The following is an 18,456-nucleotide window of genomic DNA, read 5'->3' as shown; positions in this document are numbered from 1 at the left end:
CCATGGACCACATCGACGGCACCACCGGAATCGGCGGCATCGCGGTCACCGTCCACGCCCCCGCCGGGCCGGTCGTCGGCCGTCGCACCGGCTCCGTGCGGCGGTTCCTCGGCATCCCGTACGCCCAACCACCGACCGGTGTACGGCGGTTCGCGGCACCGCTGCGACGCGACCGGTTCCCGGCGCCGTTCGACGCGTCCCGGCCCGGGCCCACCTCGCAACGCGTGCCCCTGTTCGCCACGACCACGGTGCCGGAGCCGTCGGTGCCCGGCGACGACATCCTGAACCTCTCCGTCGTCGCTCCCGCCCAGGTCGCCGGTCACGCGGCGCCCTGCCCGGTGCTGGTGTGGATCCACGGCGGCGGCTTCCTCGGGGGCAGCCCGGCGAGTCCGTGGTACGACGGCCGTTCGTTCGCCCGGGACGGCGTCGTCTGCGTCACCGTCGGCTACCGGCTGGGCGTCGACGGATTCGCCCCGCTGGACGACGTACCCACCAACCTCGGGCTGCGGGACCTGCTGCTCGCGCTCGACTGGGTCCGGGAGAACATCGCCGCGTTCGGCGGTGATCCGGGCCGGGTCACCCTCGCCGGTCAGTCGGCCGGGGGCGCGGCGGTGCTCGCGCTGCTCTCGTCGCCGACCACGAGCGGCCTCTTCCAGCGGGCGGTCTGTCTGTCCGGCGGCCTCTTCGCAGGGGAACGGGAGGCGGGCCGCCGGTTCGTCGAACGGCTCGGGGAACGGGTCGGGACGCCGCCGACGCGGGCCGGATTCGGCAGCCGCACCGAGGAGCTGCTGCAACGGGCCGTCATCGGCCTGCGGGACGAACTCGGCGACGACACGATCCCGTTGGGCCCGGTCATCGGCGACGACGTCCTGCCGGTGTCCGTCGCCGAAGGACTCTCCGGAAACGGACACGACATACCTCTGCTGCTCGGCGCGACGGGCGACGAGTTCGACTGCGGTGCCGCGCCGGAGAACCCGCACCCGAGCCCGTACAGCCCGGCCGGACTCGCCGCCGCCCGGGCGGCGGGCACCCGGGTGACGGACACCCTGTTCCGGGCCGCCTGCCCACGCGTGGCCGCCGCGCGCCGCGACGCCGGCGCCGGTACCTGGCTGTACTCCTTCGAGTGGCCCTCCCCCGTGCTCGGCGGCGCCGGGCACTGCGTCGACATCCCGTTCTTCTTCGACCTGCTCGACGCACCGGGCGGCGCGAAGGCGCTCGGACCGTGCCCGCCCGTGGAGTTGGCCGCCGCGATGCACGCCGATCTGGTCGGCTTCGTCCACGGCCGGGAGCCGGAGTGGGCGCGGGCGACCGGTGGATCCGGTGATCCGGCGCGCGAGTACGGCCGGCCGGGCGCGGCCCTCGTCGCCGACACGACAGGCGTGTTCGATCCCGTCGTACGGCCCGAGTCCGGGGTGGTGGAGGCATGCTGATGTCCGGGGCGAACGGCACGAACGGCCTGAATCAGAGCGCCGTCCGGCGCGTCAACACCTCAGTGATCCTGCGGGCGTTGGCGGTGTCGGCCGAGCCGATGACGTTGACCGCGCTCGCCGGGCGGGCCGGTCTCTCGCGCCGGACCATCGAAATCGTCCTGGACTCGCTCGTCGAGGCGGGCTGGGTCGCGGAGTTGGCCCGGGTGCCGACCAGCGGGTGCGCGGGCCGTCCCGCCCGACGGTACGAACTACGGGCGGAGCACGCCCTGTTGGCGGCTGTGCACTTCACCACCTCGGGTGCGTCCGCGGCCGTCGCGGACGTCCGGGGCCGTGTTCTCGGCCGCGCGCAACGGACGCTGCGCGCCTACCAGGATCCGCGGGCCACGCTGGACGACATGGCTGCGCTGGTGCGGGAGGCGCTCGACGACGCGGGCGGGTCGGTGGACCGGCTGCGGGCCGGTGCGGTCGCGAGCGGAGGTGCCGTCGACGACGACGGGGTCATCCGCCGCCTGGTGCACACGACCCGATGGGAGGGCGTGCGTCTGCCCGACGAGCTCACGCGGCGCGTCCCGGTGCCCTGGTTCGCGGACAACGACTCCAACCTCGGTGCGCTCGCGGAGCGTTGGCGGGGCGCGGCCGACGACCACGACAACGTCGTCTGGGCGGTGCTGGGCAACCGGACCGGTCTCGGCATTCTCATCCGGGGTGAGGTGCACCGCGGTCTCGACGGCGCCGCCGGTGAGATCGTCGAGGCGGCCTCGATCCCGGCGGGCTCGGTCGAGAACCGCCCGGTGGCATGGCTCACCTCACCGGATCCGGCCAGGCGCGCGGTCGCGCTCGGCCGGTTCGAGACGGCCCGTGAGGGGGATGTCGCCGCGCTCGCCGAGGTCGACGAGCTCGTGGAACACATCGCGTCGATCCTCACGACCCTGTCGTGGACCATCGCGCCGTCCCTCATCGTGCTCGGCGGCGGTCTGGAGGACGCGGCCGACGTGCTGCTGCCCCGGGTACGTGCGGCGCTGCGCCGTGCCCGCAACCCGGCCGTCGAACTGCGTGCCACGGTCCTGGGCCGTGAGGCCCCCCTCGTGGGCGCCGTGAAGCTGGCCCTGGACCGCATGGACACCGAGCTGTTCGGTCCCCTCGTCCCCGGCGCGTGACCCCGCGCGCCTCCCTCTCCCAGCACCAACAGCGGTACAAGACATGGAGTTTCACTGTGACCGACACCCCCCACACCGATGTCCTCGTCGTCGGCAGCGGCATCATGGGAGCCGTCGTGGCCCGACTGCTGCGGGACACCGACCCGACGCTGCGCATCACGATGGTCGACGGCGGCGAGGCGATCGGCACGGCCCCCGGTGTGCACCTGCACGATGTCGACGACCCCGTCCTGTGGGAGCGCTACAACGACCGGGTCACCACCGGCATCCAGGGCATGTACACGGGCGCCGAAGTGGTGCGTGAGGTCGCGGACGGCATCGACGAGCTGACGCCCGGCATGTTCCACGCGCTGGCCTTCGGCGAGGACGCCGAGGCGATGCCCGCGACGGCGCTCGCGTGGAACGCGGGCGGCATGGGCGTGCACTGGACCGCGGCGACGCCGTGGCCCGCCGGGAGCGAGGTGTTCGACTTCGGCGACCCGGCGGGCTGGGCGGCGGACCTGGACACCGCACGCCGACTGCTCGCGGTCACACCCGCCCCGATCGGCCCGACCGAGGTCGGCGACCTGGTCCTCGACGCACTGCGCCGACGCTACGACGGTGCCGGACCCTACGACCGGCGTCCGCAGCCCATGCCCATGGCGGTCACCGCGACGCCCTCGGGCCCCCTCCCGCGCACCGCCCCGGGGACGATCCTCCCCGCGATCGCGACGGGCGGGGACCCCGCGTTCACCCTGGTCACCGGTACCCTCGCGACCTCGCTCATCGTGTCGTCGGACGGCCGGGTCGCCGGCGCCCGGCTCCGGCGCGTCGCCGACGGCGCCGAGTCCGAACTCCGTGCGGACACAGTGGTGGTGTGCGCCGACGCACTGCGCACCCCGCAGTTGCTGTTCGCCTCGGGCATCCGCCCCGCCGCCCTGGGCCGGTATCTCAACGAGCACGCCTTCGTCACCGCCCGCGTACTGCTCGACCTCGACCGGTTCGGCATCGCCCTCGACGCCCTGCCGCTCCCCCGCGTCGGCGAGTTCTGCACGGACTCGCTCTGGCTGCCGCAGAACGGCGCGGCGCAGCCGTTCCACGGCCAGATCATGAACAGGACGTACGTGGACGACGACGGCCGTCCTCTCGCGCACTCCGTGGGTCTCGCGCTGTACGTCCCCGTGGAGTCGCGCCCCGAGAACCGGCTGGTGTTCTCGGAGTCGGCCACCGATCTCGCCGGACTGCCCCGGATCGGCGTCGAGTTCGCCTACTCCGCCGCCGACCGGACCCTTGTCGGGCGAGCGCTCGCCGAAGTCCGGGCGATCGCCGAGGAGTTCGGCCCGTTCGACCCGGCGACCGAGTCGGCGCTGCTGCCGCCCGGCTCGTCGCTGCACCTGACCGGCACGGTCCGCTCCGGCGTCGCCGACGACGGCACCAGTGTCTGCGGCCCGGACGGCAGGGTGTGGGGCTTCGACAACCTGTACCTCGCCGGCAACGGCGTGGTCCCCACCGCGATGGCCGCCAACGTCACCCTGACGGGCGCGGTGACGGCCGTACGCGCGGCCCGAGCCGTCACCGAACACCGCACCGCGCTCGCCGCGCACTGAATTCCGCCGAACCTTCGTACCTTGCAAGGGAGTTGGAACGTGATCGACATCGCGAAGGAATACCGGGTGGCGCTGCCGGCCTGGATCGACGACGAGTTGGCCGAGGTGCCTCCCGTCGTCCCCGACCGCGCCGACCGGATGCGCCTCGTGCACCGTCTCGCGGACCGCAACTGGCGTGAGGGCAACGGCGGTCCGTTCGCGGCCCTCGTCGCGGAACAGGACACCGGCCGGATCGTCTCGGTCGGGGTGAACGTCGTCCTCGCCTCCGGTGTCTCCAGTGCGCATGCCGAGGTCGTCGCGCTGGGGCTGGCCCAAACAGCCGTCGGTGGCTGGGACCTGGGCGGCGAGGGTCTGACGGCACACGAGCTGGTCGTCAACTGGCGTCCGTGCGTGCAGTGTTACGGCGCGACCATGTGGTCCGGGGTGCGCGGTCTCGTGGTCGCCGGCGAGGGACCGGAGCTGGAGGAGATCACCACGTTCGACGAGGGCCCGCTCGGCGCGGACTGGGCCGAGCAGTTCGAGGCGCGCGGCATCGAGGTCGTCCAGGACGTGCTGCGTGAGGAGGCGCTCGCCGTGTTCCGGAACTACCGGGAAGCGGTCGACGCCGACGGGGTCGTGGTCTACAACGCCCGTGGCGGTGACGAGTGACTCCGCCGGCCGAAGCCGCCGAGCCGCGCTTCGCCACCGATGTCATCACCTTCTACCACCCGGCCTTCTGGGGACTCGAAACCCCGGACGCCGTAAGGCAGTTGGCTCTCGCCGACGCAGGCCGCTTCTGGGAGCGGATACTGGACGCGCTGGCCCTGGCCGGTGTCAGCGGTGTCGAGCTGACCTTCGCGCCCGGCGACATCGGGTCGGCCCTGCGCGCCTTCGGCAGCGCCTCCTCGTTCCGGCGCGCGCTGGAGGCCCGGGGCCTGAGCGTCGTGAGTGCCTTCGTCGCCGGGAGCGACGCCCCGGACTGGCGGCACGGCGACAGCCTGCCCGCGATCGTCGCCGACGCCGAGCGCCGTGCCGCCTTCGTCGCCGAGGCCGGGGCGGACCTCCTGGTCACCGGGCTGCCCATGCGGACGACGTTCGGGACGCGTCCGCCCTTCTTCGTCGACGCCGCGTACATGTCCCGGATGGCCGACATCGCGCATGCGGTCGGCGACGCTGTCGCCCGGCACGGTGTGCGGCTCGCCTTCCACACGGAGTCCAACAGCACGCTCTGGTACGAGCGGGACATCGACCTGTTCATGGCGCTGACCGACCCGCGCTATGTGTGGCTGTGCCCCGACTCGTGCCACATCGCGCTCGGCGGCGGGGATCCCGTGGCCGTCGCGCGTCGCCACGCGCAGCGGATCGCACTGGCCCACTGGAAGGACGCGGTCGGGCCGATCGACGTCGAACTCACCATCGACGACACGGTGTTCGCCCAGCAGCAGCCCTACATGACCGAACTGGGCACGGGCATCGTGGACTGGCCGGGCTGGGCCGACGCGATGTCCCGCACACCCGGCGCCGGCACCGTGCTCATCGAGCTGGACGAGGCGCCGGACCCCGTGGCGGCCCTCCGGGCGGGGGTGGCTGTCGCGCGTCGGGCACTGGCGTGATCGGCTGCGCGCCCCGGACGACGAACCGACGCCGGTGGGTCCGTACCGCCCGCACACCCGCACTGCCCGCCCGCGCCCTCATCGCTCGAACCGGTACCCCGTCCCCGGCTCGGTGATCAGGTGGCGCGGATGCGCGGGGTCCGGCTCCAGTTTGCGGCGGAGTCGGGCCATGTGGACGCGCAGATGGTCGGTCCCGCTGTGCCGACCGGCGCCCCACACCTCCTGGAGCAGGTGCTTCCGGCTGATGAGACGCCCCGGGTTGGTCACCAGGATCTCCAGCAGATGCCATTCGGTGGGAGTGAGCGGGATGTCCCGGCCGCCCCGCGTGGCCCTCTTGGCGCTCAGGTCGACGACGAAGCCGTCGGTCGTGACGACCGTCGCCCCGGGGGCGAGCGGGACCTCCTCCGTGCGGCGGACGGCGGCCCGCAGTCTGGTCAGGAGTTCACCCATGCCGAACGGCTTGGTGAGGTAGTCGTCGGCGCCCGCGTCCAGCGCCGCCGCCTTCTCGTCGGACGACCGGCGCGCCGACAGCACCAGGATCGGAACCCGGGTCCAGCCGCGCAGCGCCCTGATGACATCGACGCCGTCCATGTCGGGCAGGCCCAGGTCCAGTAACACGACGTCCGGCAGACGGGCCGCCGCCAGCCGGAGGGCCGTGGTGCCGTCCGGCGCCGCGTCCACTCCGTACTGGCGTGCCCGCATGTTGATCACGAGTGCTCGTACGAGCTGGGGGTCGTCTTCCACGACCAGCACCCGGGTCATCACCGAATCACTGGCCCCTGATCAGTTCCCTGAGCGCGATGTTGAGCTCCAGGACGTTGACCCGGGGCTCCCCCATGAACCCGAGGGTGCGGCCCTCCGTGTGGTCGTCGACCAGCTTCCGCACCCGGGCGACGGACAGACCGTCGCGCTCGGCGATCCGGTGGACCTGGAGGTCGGCGTAGGCCGGGGAGATGTCCGGGTCCAGGCCGGAGCCGGAGGACGTGACCGCGTCGGCGGGTACGTCGGACGGCCTGACCTTGTAGTCGGCGGTCGAGTTGTCCTTGACGACCTTTGCCTTCGCCTCCTTGACCCACTTGATCAGGTCGGGATTGTCGGCGGAGCGGTTGGTGGCGCCGGAGAGGATCAGCTTGTACTGCGTGTTGACCGAGTTCACACCCAGGCCATTGGCCGGGCGGGGCTGGAAGTAGTCCAGGCTGTACCCCTGTTGACCGATCAGCGAGGAACCCACCACCTTCCCCTCCGACCTGATCTCCGAGCCGTTCGCCTTGCCCGGGAATACCGCCTGGGCAACACCTGTGACGGCCAACGGGTAGATCACACCTGTGAGCACGGTCAACACCAGCAGGGCACGCAGCCCCGCTCCCAGCAACCGGGCAGTGTTCGTAACCGAGTTGTTCATGACGTCACCCAATGCCGGGGATGAGGGAGATCAGCAGGTCGATGATCTTGATGCCGATGAAGGGGGCGATCAGGCCGCCGATGCCGTAGATCCCGAGATTGCGGCGGAGCATCCGGTCGGCGCTCATCGGCTTGTACCGCACACCCCGCAGTGCGAGCGGCACCAGCGCGATGATGATCAGCGCGTTGAAGATGACGGCGGAGAGGATCGCGGAGTCGGGCGAGGACAGGTTCATGATGTTGAGCCTGTCGAGGCCCGGGTAGACGGCCGCGAACAGCGCCGGGATGATCGCGAAGTACTTCGCGACGTCGTTGGCGATGGAGAACGTCGTCAACGCGCCCCGGGTGATGAGGAGTTGCTTGCCGATCTCGACGATCTCGATCAGCTTCGTCGGGTTCGAGTCGAGGTCGACCATGTTGCCGGCCTCCTTCGCCGCCGACGTGCCCGTGTTCATCGCGACGCCGACGTCCGCCTGGGCGAGCGCGGGCGCGTCGTTGGTCCCGTCGCCGGTCATGGCGACGAGCTTGCCGCCCGCCTGCTCCCGCTTGATCAGGGCCATCTTGTCCTCGGGGGTGGCCTCCGCGAGGAAGTCGTCGACGCCCGCCTCCTCGGCGATGGCCTTGGCGGTCAGCGGGTTGTCGCCCGTGATCATGACGGTCTTGATGCCCATGCGGCGCAGCTCGTCGAACCGCTCCCGCATGCCCTCCTTGACGACGTCCTTGAGGTGGATGACTCCCAGCACCCGTGCCCCGTCGCTGTCTTCGACGGCCACCAGCAGCGGTGTACCGCCCGCCTCGGAGATCCGGTCGGTGAGCGCGCCGGCGTCCTCGGACACGACACCCCCCTGCTCCTTCACCCAGGCGACGACCGAACCGGCGGCACCCTTGCGGATCTTCCTGCCGTCCACGTCCACGCCCGACATCCGGGTCTGGGCGGTGAAGGCGATCCACTCGGCGCCGGCCAACTCGCCCTGGTGGCGTTCGCGCAGCCCGTACCTCTCCTTGGCCAGCACGACGATGGACCGCCCCTCGGGCGTCTCGTCGGCCAGCGAGGACAGCTGTGCGGCGTCCGCGACCTCCGCCTCGGTGGTGCCGCTCACCGGCACGAACTCCGAAGCCTGCCGGTTGCCGAGCGTGATGGTGCCGGTCTTGTCGAGCAGCAGGGTGGAGACGTCACCGGCGGCCTCAACTGCCCGGCCGGACATGGCGAGTACGTTGCGCTGCACCAGCCGGTCCATGCCCGCGATGCCGATCGCGGAGAGCAGCGCGCCGATCGTGGTCGGGATGAGACAGACCAGTAGGGCGACCAGCACGACCATCGTCAGATGGGTGCCCGCGTAGTCAGCGAGCGGCGGCAGAGTGGCCACCGCGAGCAGGAAGACGACGGTCAGCGAGGCCAGCAGGATGTTCAGCGCGATCTCGTTCGGCGTCTTCTGCCGGGCCGCGCCCTCGACCAGGGCGATCATGCGGTCGATGAAGGTCTCGCCGGGCTTCGTCGTGATCTTGACGACGATCCGGTCGGACAGCACCTTCGTGCCACCGGTGACGGCCGACCGGTCGCCGCCCGACTCCCGGATGACCGGCGCCGACTCCCCGGTGATGGCCGACTCGTCGACGGACGCCACACCCTCGACGACGTCACCGTCGCCGGGGATGACGTCACCGGCCTCGCAGACGACACGGTCGCCGACGCGCAGCTCGGTGCCGGGCACCTGCTCCTCTCCGTCCCCGACGAGCCGTCGCGCGACGGTGTCGGTCTTGGCCTTGCGCAGGGTGTCGGCCTGGGCCTTGCCACGCCCCTCGGCGACCGCCTCCGCCAGATTGGCGAAGATCACGGTCAGCCAGAGCCAGGCGCTGATGGTCCAGCCGAACCAGTCGCCCGGGTCCTTGAAGGAGAACACCGTCGTCAGCACCGACCCGACCAGCACCACGAACATGACAGGGGACTTGACCATGACCCGTGGGTCGAGCTTGCGGCAGGCGTCCGGCAGCGACCTCAGCAGTTGCCCGGGGTCGAAGAGGCCCGCGCCGACACGGTTCTCGGCGGGCTGGTGGCCGGTGGGTACGTCGCTGTGCGGCGCCCGGGCCGGAGTGGCTGTGGACATCGCGTCCTCTTGCTCGGTCGTGTCGGTCGTGTCAGTTGTGTCGGTCGTCATGACGCCAGCCCCTCGGCCAGCGGCCCCAGCGCCAGAGCCGGGAAGTAGGTCAGGCCGGTGATGATGAGGATCGCGCCCACCAGCAGACCCGTGAACAGGGGTTTCTCGGTCCGCAGGGTGCCCGCGGTGACCGGGACCGGCTGCTGTTCGGCGAGCGAACCGGCCAGCGCCAGGACGAACACCATCGGCAGGAACCGGCCCAGGACCATGGCCAGGCCCAAGGTGGTGTTGAACCACTGGGTGTCCGCGTTCAGCCCGGCGAAGGCCGAACCGTTGTTGTTCGACGCGGAGGTGTAGGCGTAGAGGATCTCGGAGAAGCCGTGCGCCCCGCTGTTGGTCATCGAGTTGCCGGGCGTCGGCAACGCCATCGCCGCTGCCGTGAAGACGAGCACCAGGGCCGGGGTGATCAGGATGTAGCAGGCCGCGAACTTGATCTCGCGGGTGCCGATCTTCTTGCCGAGGTACTCGGGCGTACGGCCGACCATGAGCCCCGCGATGAACACCGCGATGACCGCCATGATCAGCATGCCGTAGAGGCCGGAGCCGGTGCCGCCGGGCGCGATCTCGCCCAGCATCATGCCGAGCATGGTGATGCCGCCGCCGAGCCCGGTGAACGAGGAGTGGAAGGAGTCCACCGCTCCCGTGGACGTCAGCGTGGTCGACACCGCGAAGATGGACGAGGCTCCGACCCCGAACCGGGTCTCCTTGCCCTCCATGGCGCCCCCCGCGATCTGGAGGGCCGGCCCGTGGTGGGCGAACTCGCTCCACATCGTCAGGGCGACGAAGCCGACCCAGATGGTGGCCATGGTCGCGAGGATGGCGTAGCCCTGCCTGACCGAGCCGACCATGACCCCGAAGGTGCGGGTCAGCGCGAACGGGATCACCAGCATCAGGAAGATCTGCAGCAGGTTGGTGAACGGCGTCGGGTTCTCGAAGGGGTGCGCGGAGTTGGCGTTGAAGTAGCCGCCGCCGTTGGTACCGATCTCCTTGATGGCCTCCTGCGAGGCGACAGCACCCCCGTTCCACTGTTGCGAGCCGCCCATGAACTGGCCGACCTCGTGAATGCCGGAGAAGTTCTGGATCACGCCGCACGCGACCAGCGCGACCGCGACGACGACGGAGAACGGCAGCAGGATGCGTACGACACCACGCACCAGGTCGGACCAGAAGTTGCCCAGTTCGCCGGTGCGAGAGCGGGCGAACCCGCGTACGAGGGCCACCGCGACGGCGATGCCGACGGCTGCCGAGACGAAGTTCTGGACGGCAAGACCGGCGGTCTGCACGACGTGACCCATGGCCTGTTCGCCGTAGTAGGACTGCCAGTTGGTGTTGGTCACGAAGGACACGGCGGTGTTGAACGCCTGGTCCGGGTCGATCGAGGAGAAGCCGAGCGAGCCGGGCAGAACGCCCTGGAGCCGCTGGAGCAGATAGAGGAACAGGACACCCACGGCCGAGAACGCGAGGACACCGCGCAGGTACGCGGGCCAGCGCATCTCCGTGTCCGGATCGGCGCCGATGCCCTTGTAGATCCACTTCTCCACACGCCAGTGCCGGTCGGAGGAGTAGACCCTGGCCATGTAGTCGCCGAGCGGGATGTGGGCGAGCGCCAGTGCCCCTATGAGGGCGAGCAGCTGGAGCACGCCGGCGAGTACGGGACCCATGACGTGACTCAGAACCTCTCCGGGAAGATCAGGGCGAGGACGAGATAGCCCAGCAGGGCGACGGCCACGACGAGGCCGACAACGTTCTCGGCGGTCACAGCTTCGTCACCCCCTTGGCGGCGACAGCCACCAGCGCGAACACCGCGATCGTGATGACGACGAAGGCCAGATCGGCCATCGCGAGCTCCTAGCGAGACGTGAGGTGTGGATCGGTTCGGACAGTCAGAGCAAAGCGCCTCGCCGGCCGGATCCGGCCGCCGTTGACGGCTCCCATACGGCCGTCCAGCAGCTCTTGACGGAACCCATACGCACCCGCGAGATCACCACCGGGAGTCGGCCACGCCCCTGATGACTCCACCCGAAAGATCCGATAATCATGCGGTTCGTCCGAACGGGCCGATTCGATCTTCTTCACCGATCCCATACATAGCTTGATGGGGGTGTTCGCTCCACGAGACGAGGACACAGTGTTCAGAGCAGAACCAGGTACCGCCGCCTCGCGCCGGCGCCTGCACGACGCTCCGCCGGGACGGCGGAGACGACTGGCCGGTCTGACCGGTCTGAGTCTCGCGCTGGTCGCGACCGGTTCACCGGCGCTCGCGGCCACCGGGCTCGGCCCGCTCGCCGCGAGCACGCGGGCCGCCGCCACCGACGGCACTCTGACGGTGCGGGTCGTCACCGAGGTGGACGCGGACGGCGCGTACGACAGCGTGCTGGAGCAGGGTCTCGCCGGCGCCAAGGTCACGCTGACGGACGACGCCGGCCAGGTCCGGACCGTGACGACCGGCACCAACGGCACCGCCGTCTTCGCGGCCACGACCGAGCTCACCGGCGGCAAGTACCGCGTCCAGGTCACCAACCCGAATCCCGACACCCTCTCCCCCGCCGTCGCGGGCCTGGGCTCGGGCGCCGACGTCATGCGCAGCAACGTCGGCTTCGTCGACGTCTCCGGCGGTACGGACGTCACGTACACCACCGGCTTCTGGGACCCCGGCCTCTACTGCCAGGAGAACCCGAACCTGGTCACCTGCAACCTCGCCAAGGGCGACGCACCGAACACGTACAAGGGCCTGGTGTCCTTCGGCGGGGACTTCAACGGCCCCAACTCCGACGGAAACGTCACCCAGCTGACCGACAACACGAAGCAGCAGGCCGTGTTCGGCATCGGCGTGGACCGCACCGGCAACAAGTACATGGGCACGCTGGTCAAGCGGCACACGGCCTACGGCCCGGCGGGCAACACCAACACGATCTACCGCCAGTTCGGCACCACTGACACCGTCGACACCTTCGTCACGCTGCCCGGCACACTCACCGCGCACGAGACCACCGACAACTGGCTGCACGACAACGCCGTGTACAGCAAGGTCGGCCGCGAGGGCATCGGAGACGTCGACGTCTCCGGCGACGGAAAGACGTTGTACGCGGTCAATCTCAGCGACTCCAAGCTGTACAGCGTGGCCGTTCTCGGCTCCGGCGCGACCGCCAGGCCCGGTACGCAGACGGCGTACGACATCCCGAGGCCGCAGGCCTGCGTCGGCCAGTGGCACCCGTACGGCATCGGTGTGCGCGGCAAGCGCGTACTGGTCGGCGGTGTGTGCGGCGCCGAGACGACCGTCACCACGGATCTCCAGTGGGGCGACCCGTCGCAACTGAGCGCGCACGTCTACGAGTTCACGAACGGCGCGTTCAGTGAGATCTTCACGCATGCGCTGAACTACCCGCGCGGCTGCGCCTACCGGTTCACCGGTCTGCCGGCCGACGCCTACCGCTGCACCAAGCCGTCCACGGTCGGCCAGGTGATGAGCGCCCAGTGGGAGGCCTGGAACGAGCGCGTCCCGGGCACGGAGACGCACTCCTTCATCTCCGCCCCGCAGCCCATCCTGTCCAACATCGAGATCGCCGACAACGGCGACCTGGTGCTCGGCTACCGCGACCGCTTCGGCGACATGACGGGCACGGCCACGTTCGCCCACAACTCCACGCAGCGTCCGCTGGTCACCGGCATCGCCGCCGGCGACGTACTGCGCGCCTGCAGGTCGGGGACGACGTACACGCTGGAGAGCGCCGGCGCCTGTGGTGGGCTGACCAGCAACCCGACACTGCCGACCAACGGAGAGGGCCCGGGCGGCGGCGAGTTCTACGACGACTCCACCGAGCTCAACGACGCGTTCCACGACCAGGTCGCCGAGGGTGGCACGGCGCTCCAGCCCTACCGCGACAGGCTGTGGAGCACGGTCTACGACCCGTACAACGCGTTCCAGCAGGGCGTCCGCCACTGGCCCGTCGACCCGGCCATGCGTAAACCCAGTGTCAAGGGCAACCTGCTCATCCAGGCGACCTGGAACAACGACCTCGCCCTCCGCCAGAACCTCTTCGGCAAGGCCAACGGTCTCGCCGACCTGGAACTCGTCTGCGACCAGGCGCCCGTCCAGATCGGCAACCGGGTCTGGTACGACTCGAACGGCGACGGCGTCCAGAACCCGTCCGAGCCGCCGGTGCCGGGCGTCGTCGTCAAACTGACGTCGACGGACGGACGTGAGCTGACCGCCACGACCGACGCCAACGGCGAGTACTACCTGGGCACGAAGGACGGCCTGACGCCGAACACGGAGTACGCGACCAGCTTCGACTACAGCGGGATCAACCCGTCGACGCTGCCCGGCTCCCCCACCCTCGCCCAGCTGAAGTGGACCCAGCGGAACGGAGGTTCCGACCGAGCGCTCGACTCGAACGTCGACTCGGCGGGCCGGACCACGGTGACCGTCGGCGACCCCGGCAACGTCAACCACACGATCGACGCGGGTCTGGTCGGTCCGATCGACAAGCTGGGCGACTTCGTCTGGTACGACACCGACGGCAACGGCATCCAGGACCCGGGCGAGCCGCCGGCGCCGGACATCACCGTCAACCTGTACAACGGCAACGGCGATCTGCTGGGGACCGTCAAGACCGACGCCACCGGCAAGTACCTCTTCGACAAGCTGGCCGACGGCACGTACAAGGTCTGCTTCGTGAAGCCGGCCGGCCATGCCTGGACCAGGCGGAACGCGGGCGCGGTGGGTGACGACTCGGTCGTCGACCCGGCCACCGGGTGCTCCCCGGTGGTCACCCTCGGGCCGGGCAACCGCCAGGACCTCACCCTCGACGCGGGTCTCGTCGAGCTCAACAGGCTGGGCGACCTCGTCTGGTACGACACCAACGGCAACGGCATCCAGGACCCGGGTGAGCCCGGTGCGAAGGATGTTCCGGTCGAGCTGATCGACCCCGCCACGGATGACGTGATCAGGACCACCACGACGGACGCGGCCGGGAAGTACCTGTTCACGGACCTGCCCGACGGGCGCTACAAGGTCTGCTTCCGCAGTCCGCGCGGCTACCTGTGGACCCTGCAGAACGCGGGCGCGGTGGGTGACGACTCTGTCGTCGACCCGACCGGCGGCTGCTCCCCGGTGGTCACCCTCGGACCGGGCAACCGCCAGGACCTCACCCTCGACGCGGGCCTGGTCAAGGAGTTGGCGCTGACGGTCGTCAAGACCGACAGGAAGACCGGCAAGCCGCTGCGCGGCGCTGTCTTCCAGCTGTGGCTCGACAGCAACGGCAAGTCCGGCCTCCAGCGGGGCGGCGCGACCAAGGACCGGATGGTCGGCGACTGTGTCACCGGCCGGACGGGCAAGTGCTCCTTCGACGACAACCGGATCGGCACGTACTACCTCGTGGAGAAGGACGTCCCCGAGGGTTACGTCCTGCCGGACAACCCGGTCTTCGGCCCCTACCGGCTGACCCTGGCCAACGGTACGGGCGCCGAAGGGCTGATCGTGAAGATCGCCAACGAGCGGGGTGAGCCGTGCAAGGGCAAAAAGTGCTGACGCCCTGCCCAGAGGGGTAACGGCCGCGCACCCGGGAGGGTGACGCGGAGCGGGCCGCGTACCGGTGTCGACCGGTACGCGGCCCGCCCGCATGTAGAGACGTCCCATGCGACGCATCAGCAGCGGCACGACCGAGAAGGCACCGAGAACACCCAGGCCGCGAAGGGCACGGCGGGCCTGGTGCGCGGTGGGCGTCCTCACCGCGGCGGCAGCCTGCGCCGGTCTCCTCCTCACCGGCGGCGATGCCGGCCCCCGGCCCCTCTCCGCCGACGAGGCCCAGCGCCTGGCCCTGGCCCGCTTCCGCACATACCGGATCAGCCCCTCGGAGATCACCGTCCACACGGCGTCGGGCGACGGCACGGCCGTGGTGCGCGCCGTCGTCGACCACCGCCGGCACCGGGCCGTCGGATGGTACGAGGTGACCGGCGCCGGACGTCCGAACAGCGGCCTGCTCGCCTGGGACCAGAGCGGGTTGGCGGTCGCCGACGGGTCCCCCACGGCTCCCGCCGAGGATGCGCTGCGCGCGGCGGGGCGGCTGAAGACGACCGCGTGGACGCGCCGCGCGTTCGGCGCGGCACCGCTCGACACGGCCCTGCGGCTGGCCCTGTCACTGGGCGCCGACCGGCCCGACAACGCGCAACTGCTCGCGCAGTCGGGGCCGTTGCGCTTGCGCGACGAGCGCGTGGACGGTCGGCGGTACGACGTCTTCTCGGGGCCTCGGCCCCGTCCGAACGCGTCCGCGTCCCCGGCCGGTTCTCCTCGTGACCGGTCTCCCCTGTCGTACTGGATCGACGACAAGGGGGGTATGCGGCGCGTTCGGGTGGATCTCGGTGAGGGTCGGACGGTCACTCTGGACCTGGGTGGAGTTCGAGTGCGGGGGGTTGTTCTCCCAGGTGCGCCCTGGGGGGAGCGATGAGGGTGGTGTGGCGGCTGCGGGTTCGCTGTGGCTTGTCGCGCCCACGCGGCGGAGCCGCACATCGATACAGCCCCGCGCCCCTTAGTCCGCACCCGGCAACGAGAACTCCTGCGGGTTCACCTTGCCCGGCAGGCCCACCGCCGCTCGCGCCGGAGTCGTGGCGGCTGCGGGCATCTGCTGTTGGCCGGGCGGCGCCGGGACGTCCTGGAACGAGACACCCGGGGGTGCCTGGACCGGGGACGGGTGGCCCAGCGGATCGCGTACCAACCCCGTGTCCGGCTCTGCCGGTGCGGCACCCCGCGTCCCCTTCCCGCAGCGTGTCTCGCGGGGGAGCCGCGCCGGGCTCGTGAGCGACTCCCCGTTGCCGGTGAAGCAGTTGCCGGCCGGGGTGCCGGTGGCCAGGACCAGATCGGTGCCGTTGGCGGTGACCCGGTTGGCGCGCACGGTGTTGGCACGCGCCGGATAGCCCTGTACGTCGCTCAGCAGCACCCCGGCCGCCCTGTTGCCGCTGATCAGGTTGCGCTCGATGACGTTGGCGCGCCCGCCGCCCGCCCCGACCCCGATGCCGAAGCCGCCGTCGGCCTGCTCGGGACTGGCGTCGTCGTTGTTGTCGGTGAGCGCGTTGCCCGCGACGATCGCGCCGTGCTGCGGGCCGAGCGCCTCCAGGTCGTTGGAGTTGAGGGTCAGGCCGACCCGGTTGCGGCGTGCCCGGTTGCCCAGCAGATACAGCCGTTCGGAGGCGTTGGTGACCTCCAGGCCCACCGCGTTGTGCTCGACGGTGTTGTGCCGGACGACCGTGTCGCAGGGGCGGCACTGGCCGACGTAGATCCCGGAGTCGGCGTGTCCGGAGGCGTAGGAGTGCTCGATGATCCCGCTGCGGGCGTCGAAGGCGTAGATGCCGTACAGCGCGTTGTTGTACGCGGTGACGTAGGAGGCCCGGAAGCCCTTCAGCGGAGGGAACCTGACGGTGTCCAGCGGGTCGTACGCCGAGCCGCCGGCCCGGCCCGCCCGCAGGGCCGACTCGTCGGTCACGCCGGTGAACAGGACGCCGTTGGCGAGGTGGTCGCGGACGGTCAGGTTCTCCACGACGGAGCCCGCGCCGGTCACGGTGATGCCGTTGGCGCGCTCGAACTCCCCGTCCACGACCACCCGGGAGCGGTCCAGGCCACGCAGCACGACCCGCGCCTTCGAGACGGTCACGCTCTCCCGGTAGACGCCGGGTGACACCAGCACGAGACCGCCCTCACCGACCCGGTCGACCGCTTCCTGAAGGGAGTCGGTGTCCTGCGGCACCCGGACCACCGAGGCCGGCGCGGCCCCGCCGGAGCCCCGGGGCGAGGAACCCGTACAGGCGGTGGCGCCGGTGAGGAGGCAGACGGCTACGAGCAGGCCCCGGGAGATGGTTCGCAGGGACACGGTTCGTCCGATTCGCGGAAAGAGAATGTTTGGCACGATCGCAGATGTATCGTCCCTTTCACTCTTATGACAGCACATGCCGCTTTTCCCACGCCCGACGGCGCGTCGGGCCCCGCACGCCGGGACGTCCTGACCCGCGCCGCCATCCTCGGCACCCTCGCCGCGACCACTTCCGCGTGCGCCGACGGTTCACGTTCCCTTCCCGTCGCCGCGGGCCCGCCGGCGTTCCGCTTCCGGGGCCCGCGCCAGGCCGGTGTGACGACGCCTCAGCAGACCGCCGCGCTCGTCATGGCGTACGACCTCGCCCCGGCGGTGCGGGGAGCGGGCGGCGTGCGTGCCCTGCGGGAGGTGTTCGGGCGGTGGACGCGGGCGCTGGCGGAGGTCCTGGACGGTGAACTCGCGCCGCCGACTCCCGTACAGGCAACGGAGATCAAGCAGATCGGGGGCGCCGGGAAGTCCCGGCTCACCGCGACCGTGGCGATCGGCCCCCGGCTCCCCCGGCTCCTGTGTGTCGCCGCGCCGCCCGCGCTGCGCGAGCTGCCGCCGTTCCCCGACGACCGGCTCGACCCCGCGTACGGCGGCGGCGATGTGCTGCTCCAGCTCTGCGCCGACGACCCGCGCGTCGCGACGGCGGCCGCGGACGCGCTGACCCGGCTGGCGGGCGACACCCTGCGCCCGCGCCGGCGGCAGACCGGGTTTCTGCCGCCGACCCCGGCCGGGCAGACACCGCGCAACCCGATCGGCTTCAAGGACGGCACGGAGAACCCGACACCCGAGGAGTGCGAGCGCTGGGTGTGGTCCGACGACGCCACGTTCCTCGTCGTACGCCGCGTCCACATCGACGTGGCCGGGTTCGCGCGGCTCGGCACGAGGCGGCAGGAGGAGATCATCGGGCGGCACCGGGCGAGCGGGGCGCCGCTGGGGCGCCGGCACGAGCACGACGACGTGGACATCTTCGCGAAGACCCCGCAGGGCCGGTACGTGATCCCGCTGGGGGCACACGTACGGGCGGCCAGTCCCCGGCTGGACGCCGGCGCGCGGATGCTGCGCCGGGGTTACGGCTACGACGCCGGGCGGGACGACCGGGGCCTGCTGTTTCTCGCCTTCATGCGTGATCCCACGCTGTTCGCGCGCGTCCAGCACCGGATGACGGCGACGGACGAGCTGAGCCGCTTCACCGAGCACCGGGGGTCGGCGGTGGCGTACGTCCTTCCGGGTGCCCTGCCGGGCGAGGATCTGGGGGCACGTCTGCTGGCGTGACGAGGTCCGCGG

14 protein-coding genes are annotated in these 18,456 nt (G+C 71.0%); 8 read left to right on the top strand and 6 right to left on the bottom strand.

The annotated features are described in order from the left end of the window. Positions 1-2 precede the first annotated feature (2 nt). The 5 genes from OHN74_RS34455 to OHN74_RS34435 are packed head-to-tail and all read left to right on the top strand — an operon-like array spanning position 3 to position 5,765. Positions 3-1,430 (top strand): carboxylesterase family protein, encoded by a 1,428-nt coding sequence (locus tag OHN74_RS34455; protein WP_327698474.1) that lies wholly within the window; start codon positions 3-5, stop codon positions 1,428-1,430. Beyond that, entirely contained in the window at positions 1,430-2,587 is a 1,158-nt protein-coding gene (locus OHN74_RS34450; RefSeq protein WP_443060494.1) for an ROK family protein, read from the top strand. The genes OHN74_RS34455 and OHN74_RS34450 overlap by 1 nt, the downstream gene beginning before the upstream one ends. Positions 2,588-2,643: 56 nt before the next feature. Further along, the gene (locus tag OHN74_RS34445; RefSeq protein WP_327698472.1) at positions 2,644-4,173 is read left to right on the top strand and encodes a GMC oxidoreductase; all 1,530 of its coding nucleotides are present in this window, start codon (positions 2,644-2,646) and stop codon (positions 4,171-4,173) included. Between the two features lie 39 nt (positions 4,174-4,212). After that, positions 4,213-4,821, top strand: coding sequence for a nucleoside deaminase (locus tag OHN74_RS34440; protein ID WP_327698471.1), 609 nt, complete (start codon positions 4,213-4,215; stop codon positions 4,819-4,821). Next, positions 4,818-5,765 (top strand): sugar phosphate isomerase/epimerase family protein, encoded by a 948-nt coding sequence (locus OHN74_RS34435; protein WP_327698470.1) that lies wholly within the window; start codon positions 4,818-4,820, stop codon positions 5,763-5,765. Before OHN74_RS34440 ends, OHN74_RS34435 begins: the two co-directional genes overlap by 4 nt. A gap of 78 nt (positions 5,766-5,843) precedes the next feature. Here OHN74_RS34435 and OHN74_RS34430 read toward each other — a convergent pair whose 3' ends face one another. The 5 genes from OHN74_RS34430 to kdpF are packed head-to-tail and all read right to left on the bottom strand — an operon-like array spanning position 5,844 to position 11,081. After that, positions 5,844-6,527, bottom strand: a complete 684-nt coding sequence (locus OHN74_RS34430; RefSeq protein WP_327698469.1) for a response regulator transcription factor — start codon at positions 6,525-6,527, stop codon at positions 5,844-5,846. A gap of 7 nt (positions 6,528-6,534) precedes the next feature. After that, entirely contained in the window at positions 6,535-7,167 is a 633-nt protein-coding gene (locus tag OHN74_RS34425) for a potassium-transporting ATPase subunit C (protein WP_327698467.1), read from the bottom strand. A gap of 4 nt (positions 7,168-7,171) precedes the next feature. Next, a complete protein-coding gene (gene kdpB, locus OHN74_RS34420) occupies positions 7,172-9,271 on the bottom strand; it encodes a potassium-transporting ATPase subunit KdpB (protein ID WP_327700372.1) in 2,100 nt (699 codons plus the stop codon). Between the two features lie 47 nt (positions 9,272-9,318). After that, the gene (kdpA, locus tag OHN74_RS34415) at positions 9,319-10,983 is read right to left on the bottom strand and encodes a potassium-transporting ATPase subunit KdpA (RefSeq protein ID WP_327698466.1); all 1,665 of its coding nucleotides are present in this window, start codon (positions 10,981-10,983) and stop codon (positions 9,319-9,321) included. 8 nt (positions 10,984-10,991) lie between these two features. After that, positions 10,992-11,081 carry a K(+)-transporting ATPase subunit F gene (kdpF, locus tag OHN74_RS34410; RefSeq protein WP_009326374.1) on the bottom strand — a complete coding sequence of 30 codons (90 nt, stop codon included), beginning with the start codon at positions 11,079-11,081 and terminating at the stop codon, positions 10,992-10,994. Between the two features lie 369 nt (positions 11,082-11,450). On the opposite strand from kdpF, the gene OHN74_RS34405 reads away from it, so the two are divergent. Further along, positions 11,451-14,852, top strand: a complete 3,402-nt coding sequence (locus OHN74_RS34405; RefSeq protein ID WP_327698463.1) for an SdrD B-like domain-containing protein — start codon at positions 11,451-11,453, stop codon at positions 14,850-14,852. Positions 14,853-14,958: 106 nt separating this feature from the next. Next, a complete protein-coding gene (locus OHN74_RS34400) occupies positions 14,959-15,768 on the top strand; it encodes a hypothetical protein (RefSeq protein WP_327698462.1) in 810 nt (269 codons plus the stop codon). Between the two features lie 81 nt (positions 15,769-15,849). Here OHN74_RS34400 and OHN74_RS34395 read toward each other — a convergent pair whose 3' ends face one another. Continuing rightward, the gene (locus OHN74_RS34395; protein WP_327698461.1) at positions 15,850-17,184 is read right to left on the bottom strand and encodes a right-handed parallel beta-helix repeat-containing protein; all 1,335 of its coding nucleotides are present in this window, start codon (positions 17,182-17,184) and stop codon (positions 15,850-15,852) included. A 66-nt stretch (positions 17,185-17,250) separates the two neighbouring features. On the opposite strand from OHN74_RS34395, the gene OHN74_RS34390 reads away from it, so the two are divergent. Continuing rightward, on the top strand, positions 17,251-18,444 hold the full coding sequence (locus tag OHN74_RS34390; RefSeq protein ID WP_327698460.1) for a Dyp-type peroxidase: 1,194 nt from the start codon (positions 17,251-17,253) through the stop codon (positions 18,442-18,444). Positions 18,445-18,456: the final 12 nt, after the last annotated feature.

It is taken from the genome of Streptomyces sp. NBC_00459 (assembly GCF_036013955.1).
In the GTDB taxonomy this organism is placed as follows: Bacteria; Actinomycetota; Actinomycetes; order Streptomycetales; family Streptomycetaceae; genus Streptomyces.
The sequence above is the reverse complement of the archived record's forward strand: the minus strand, read 5'-3'. Positions and strand labels throughout refer to the sequence as shown.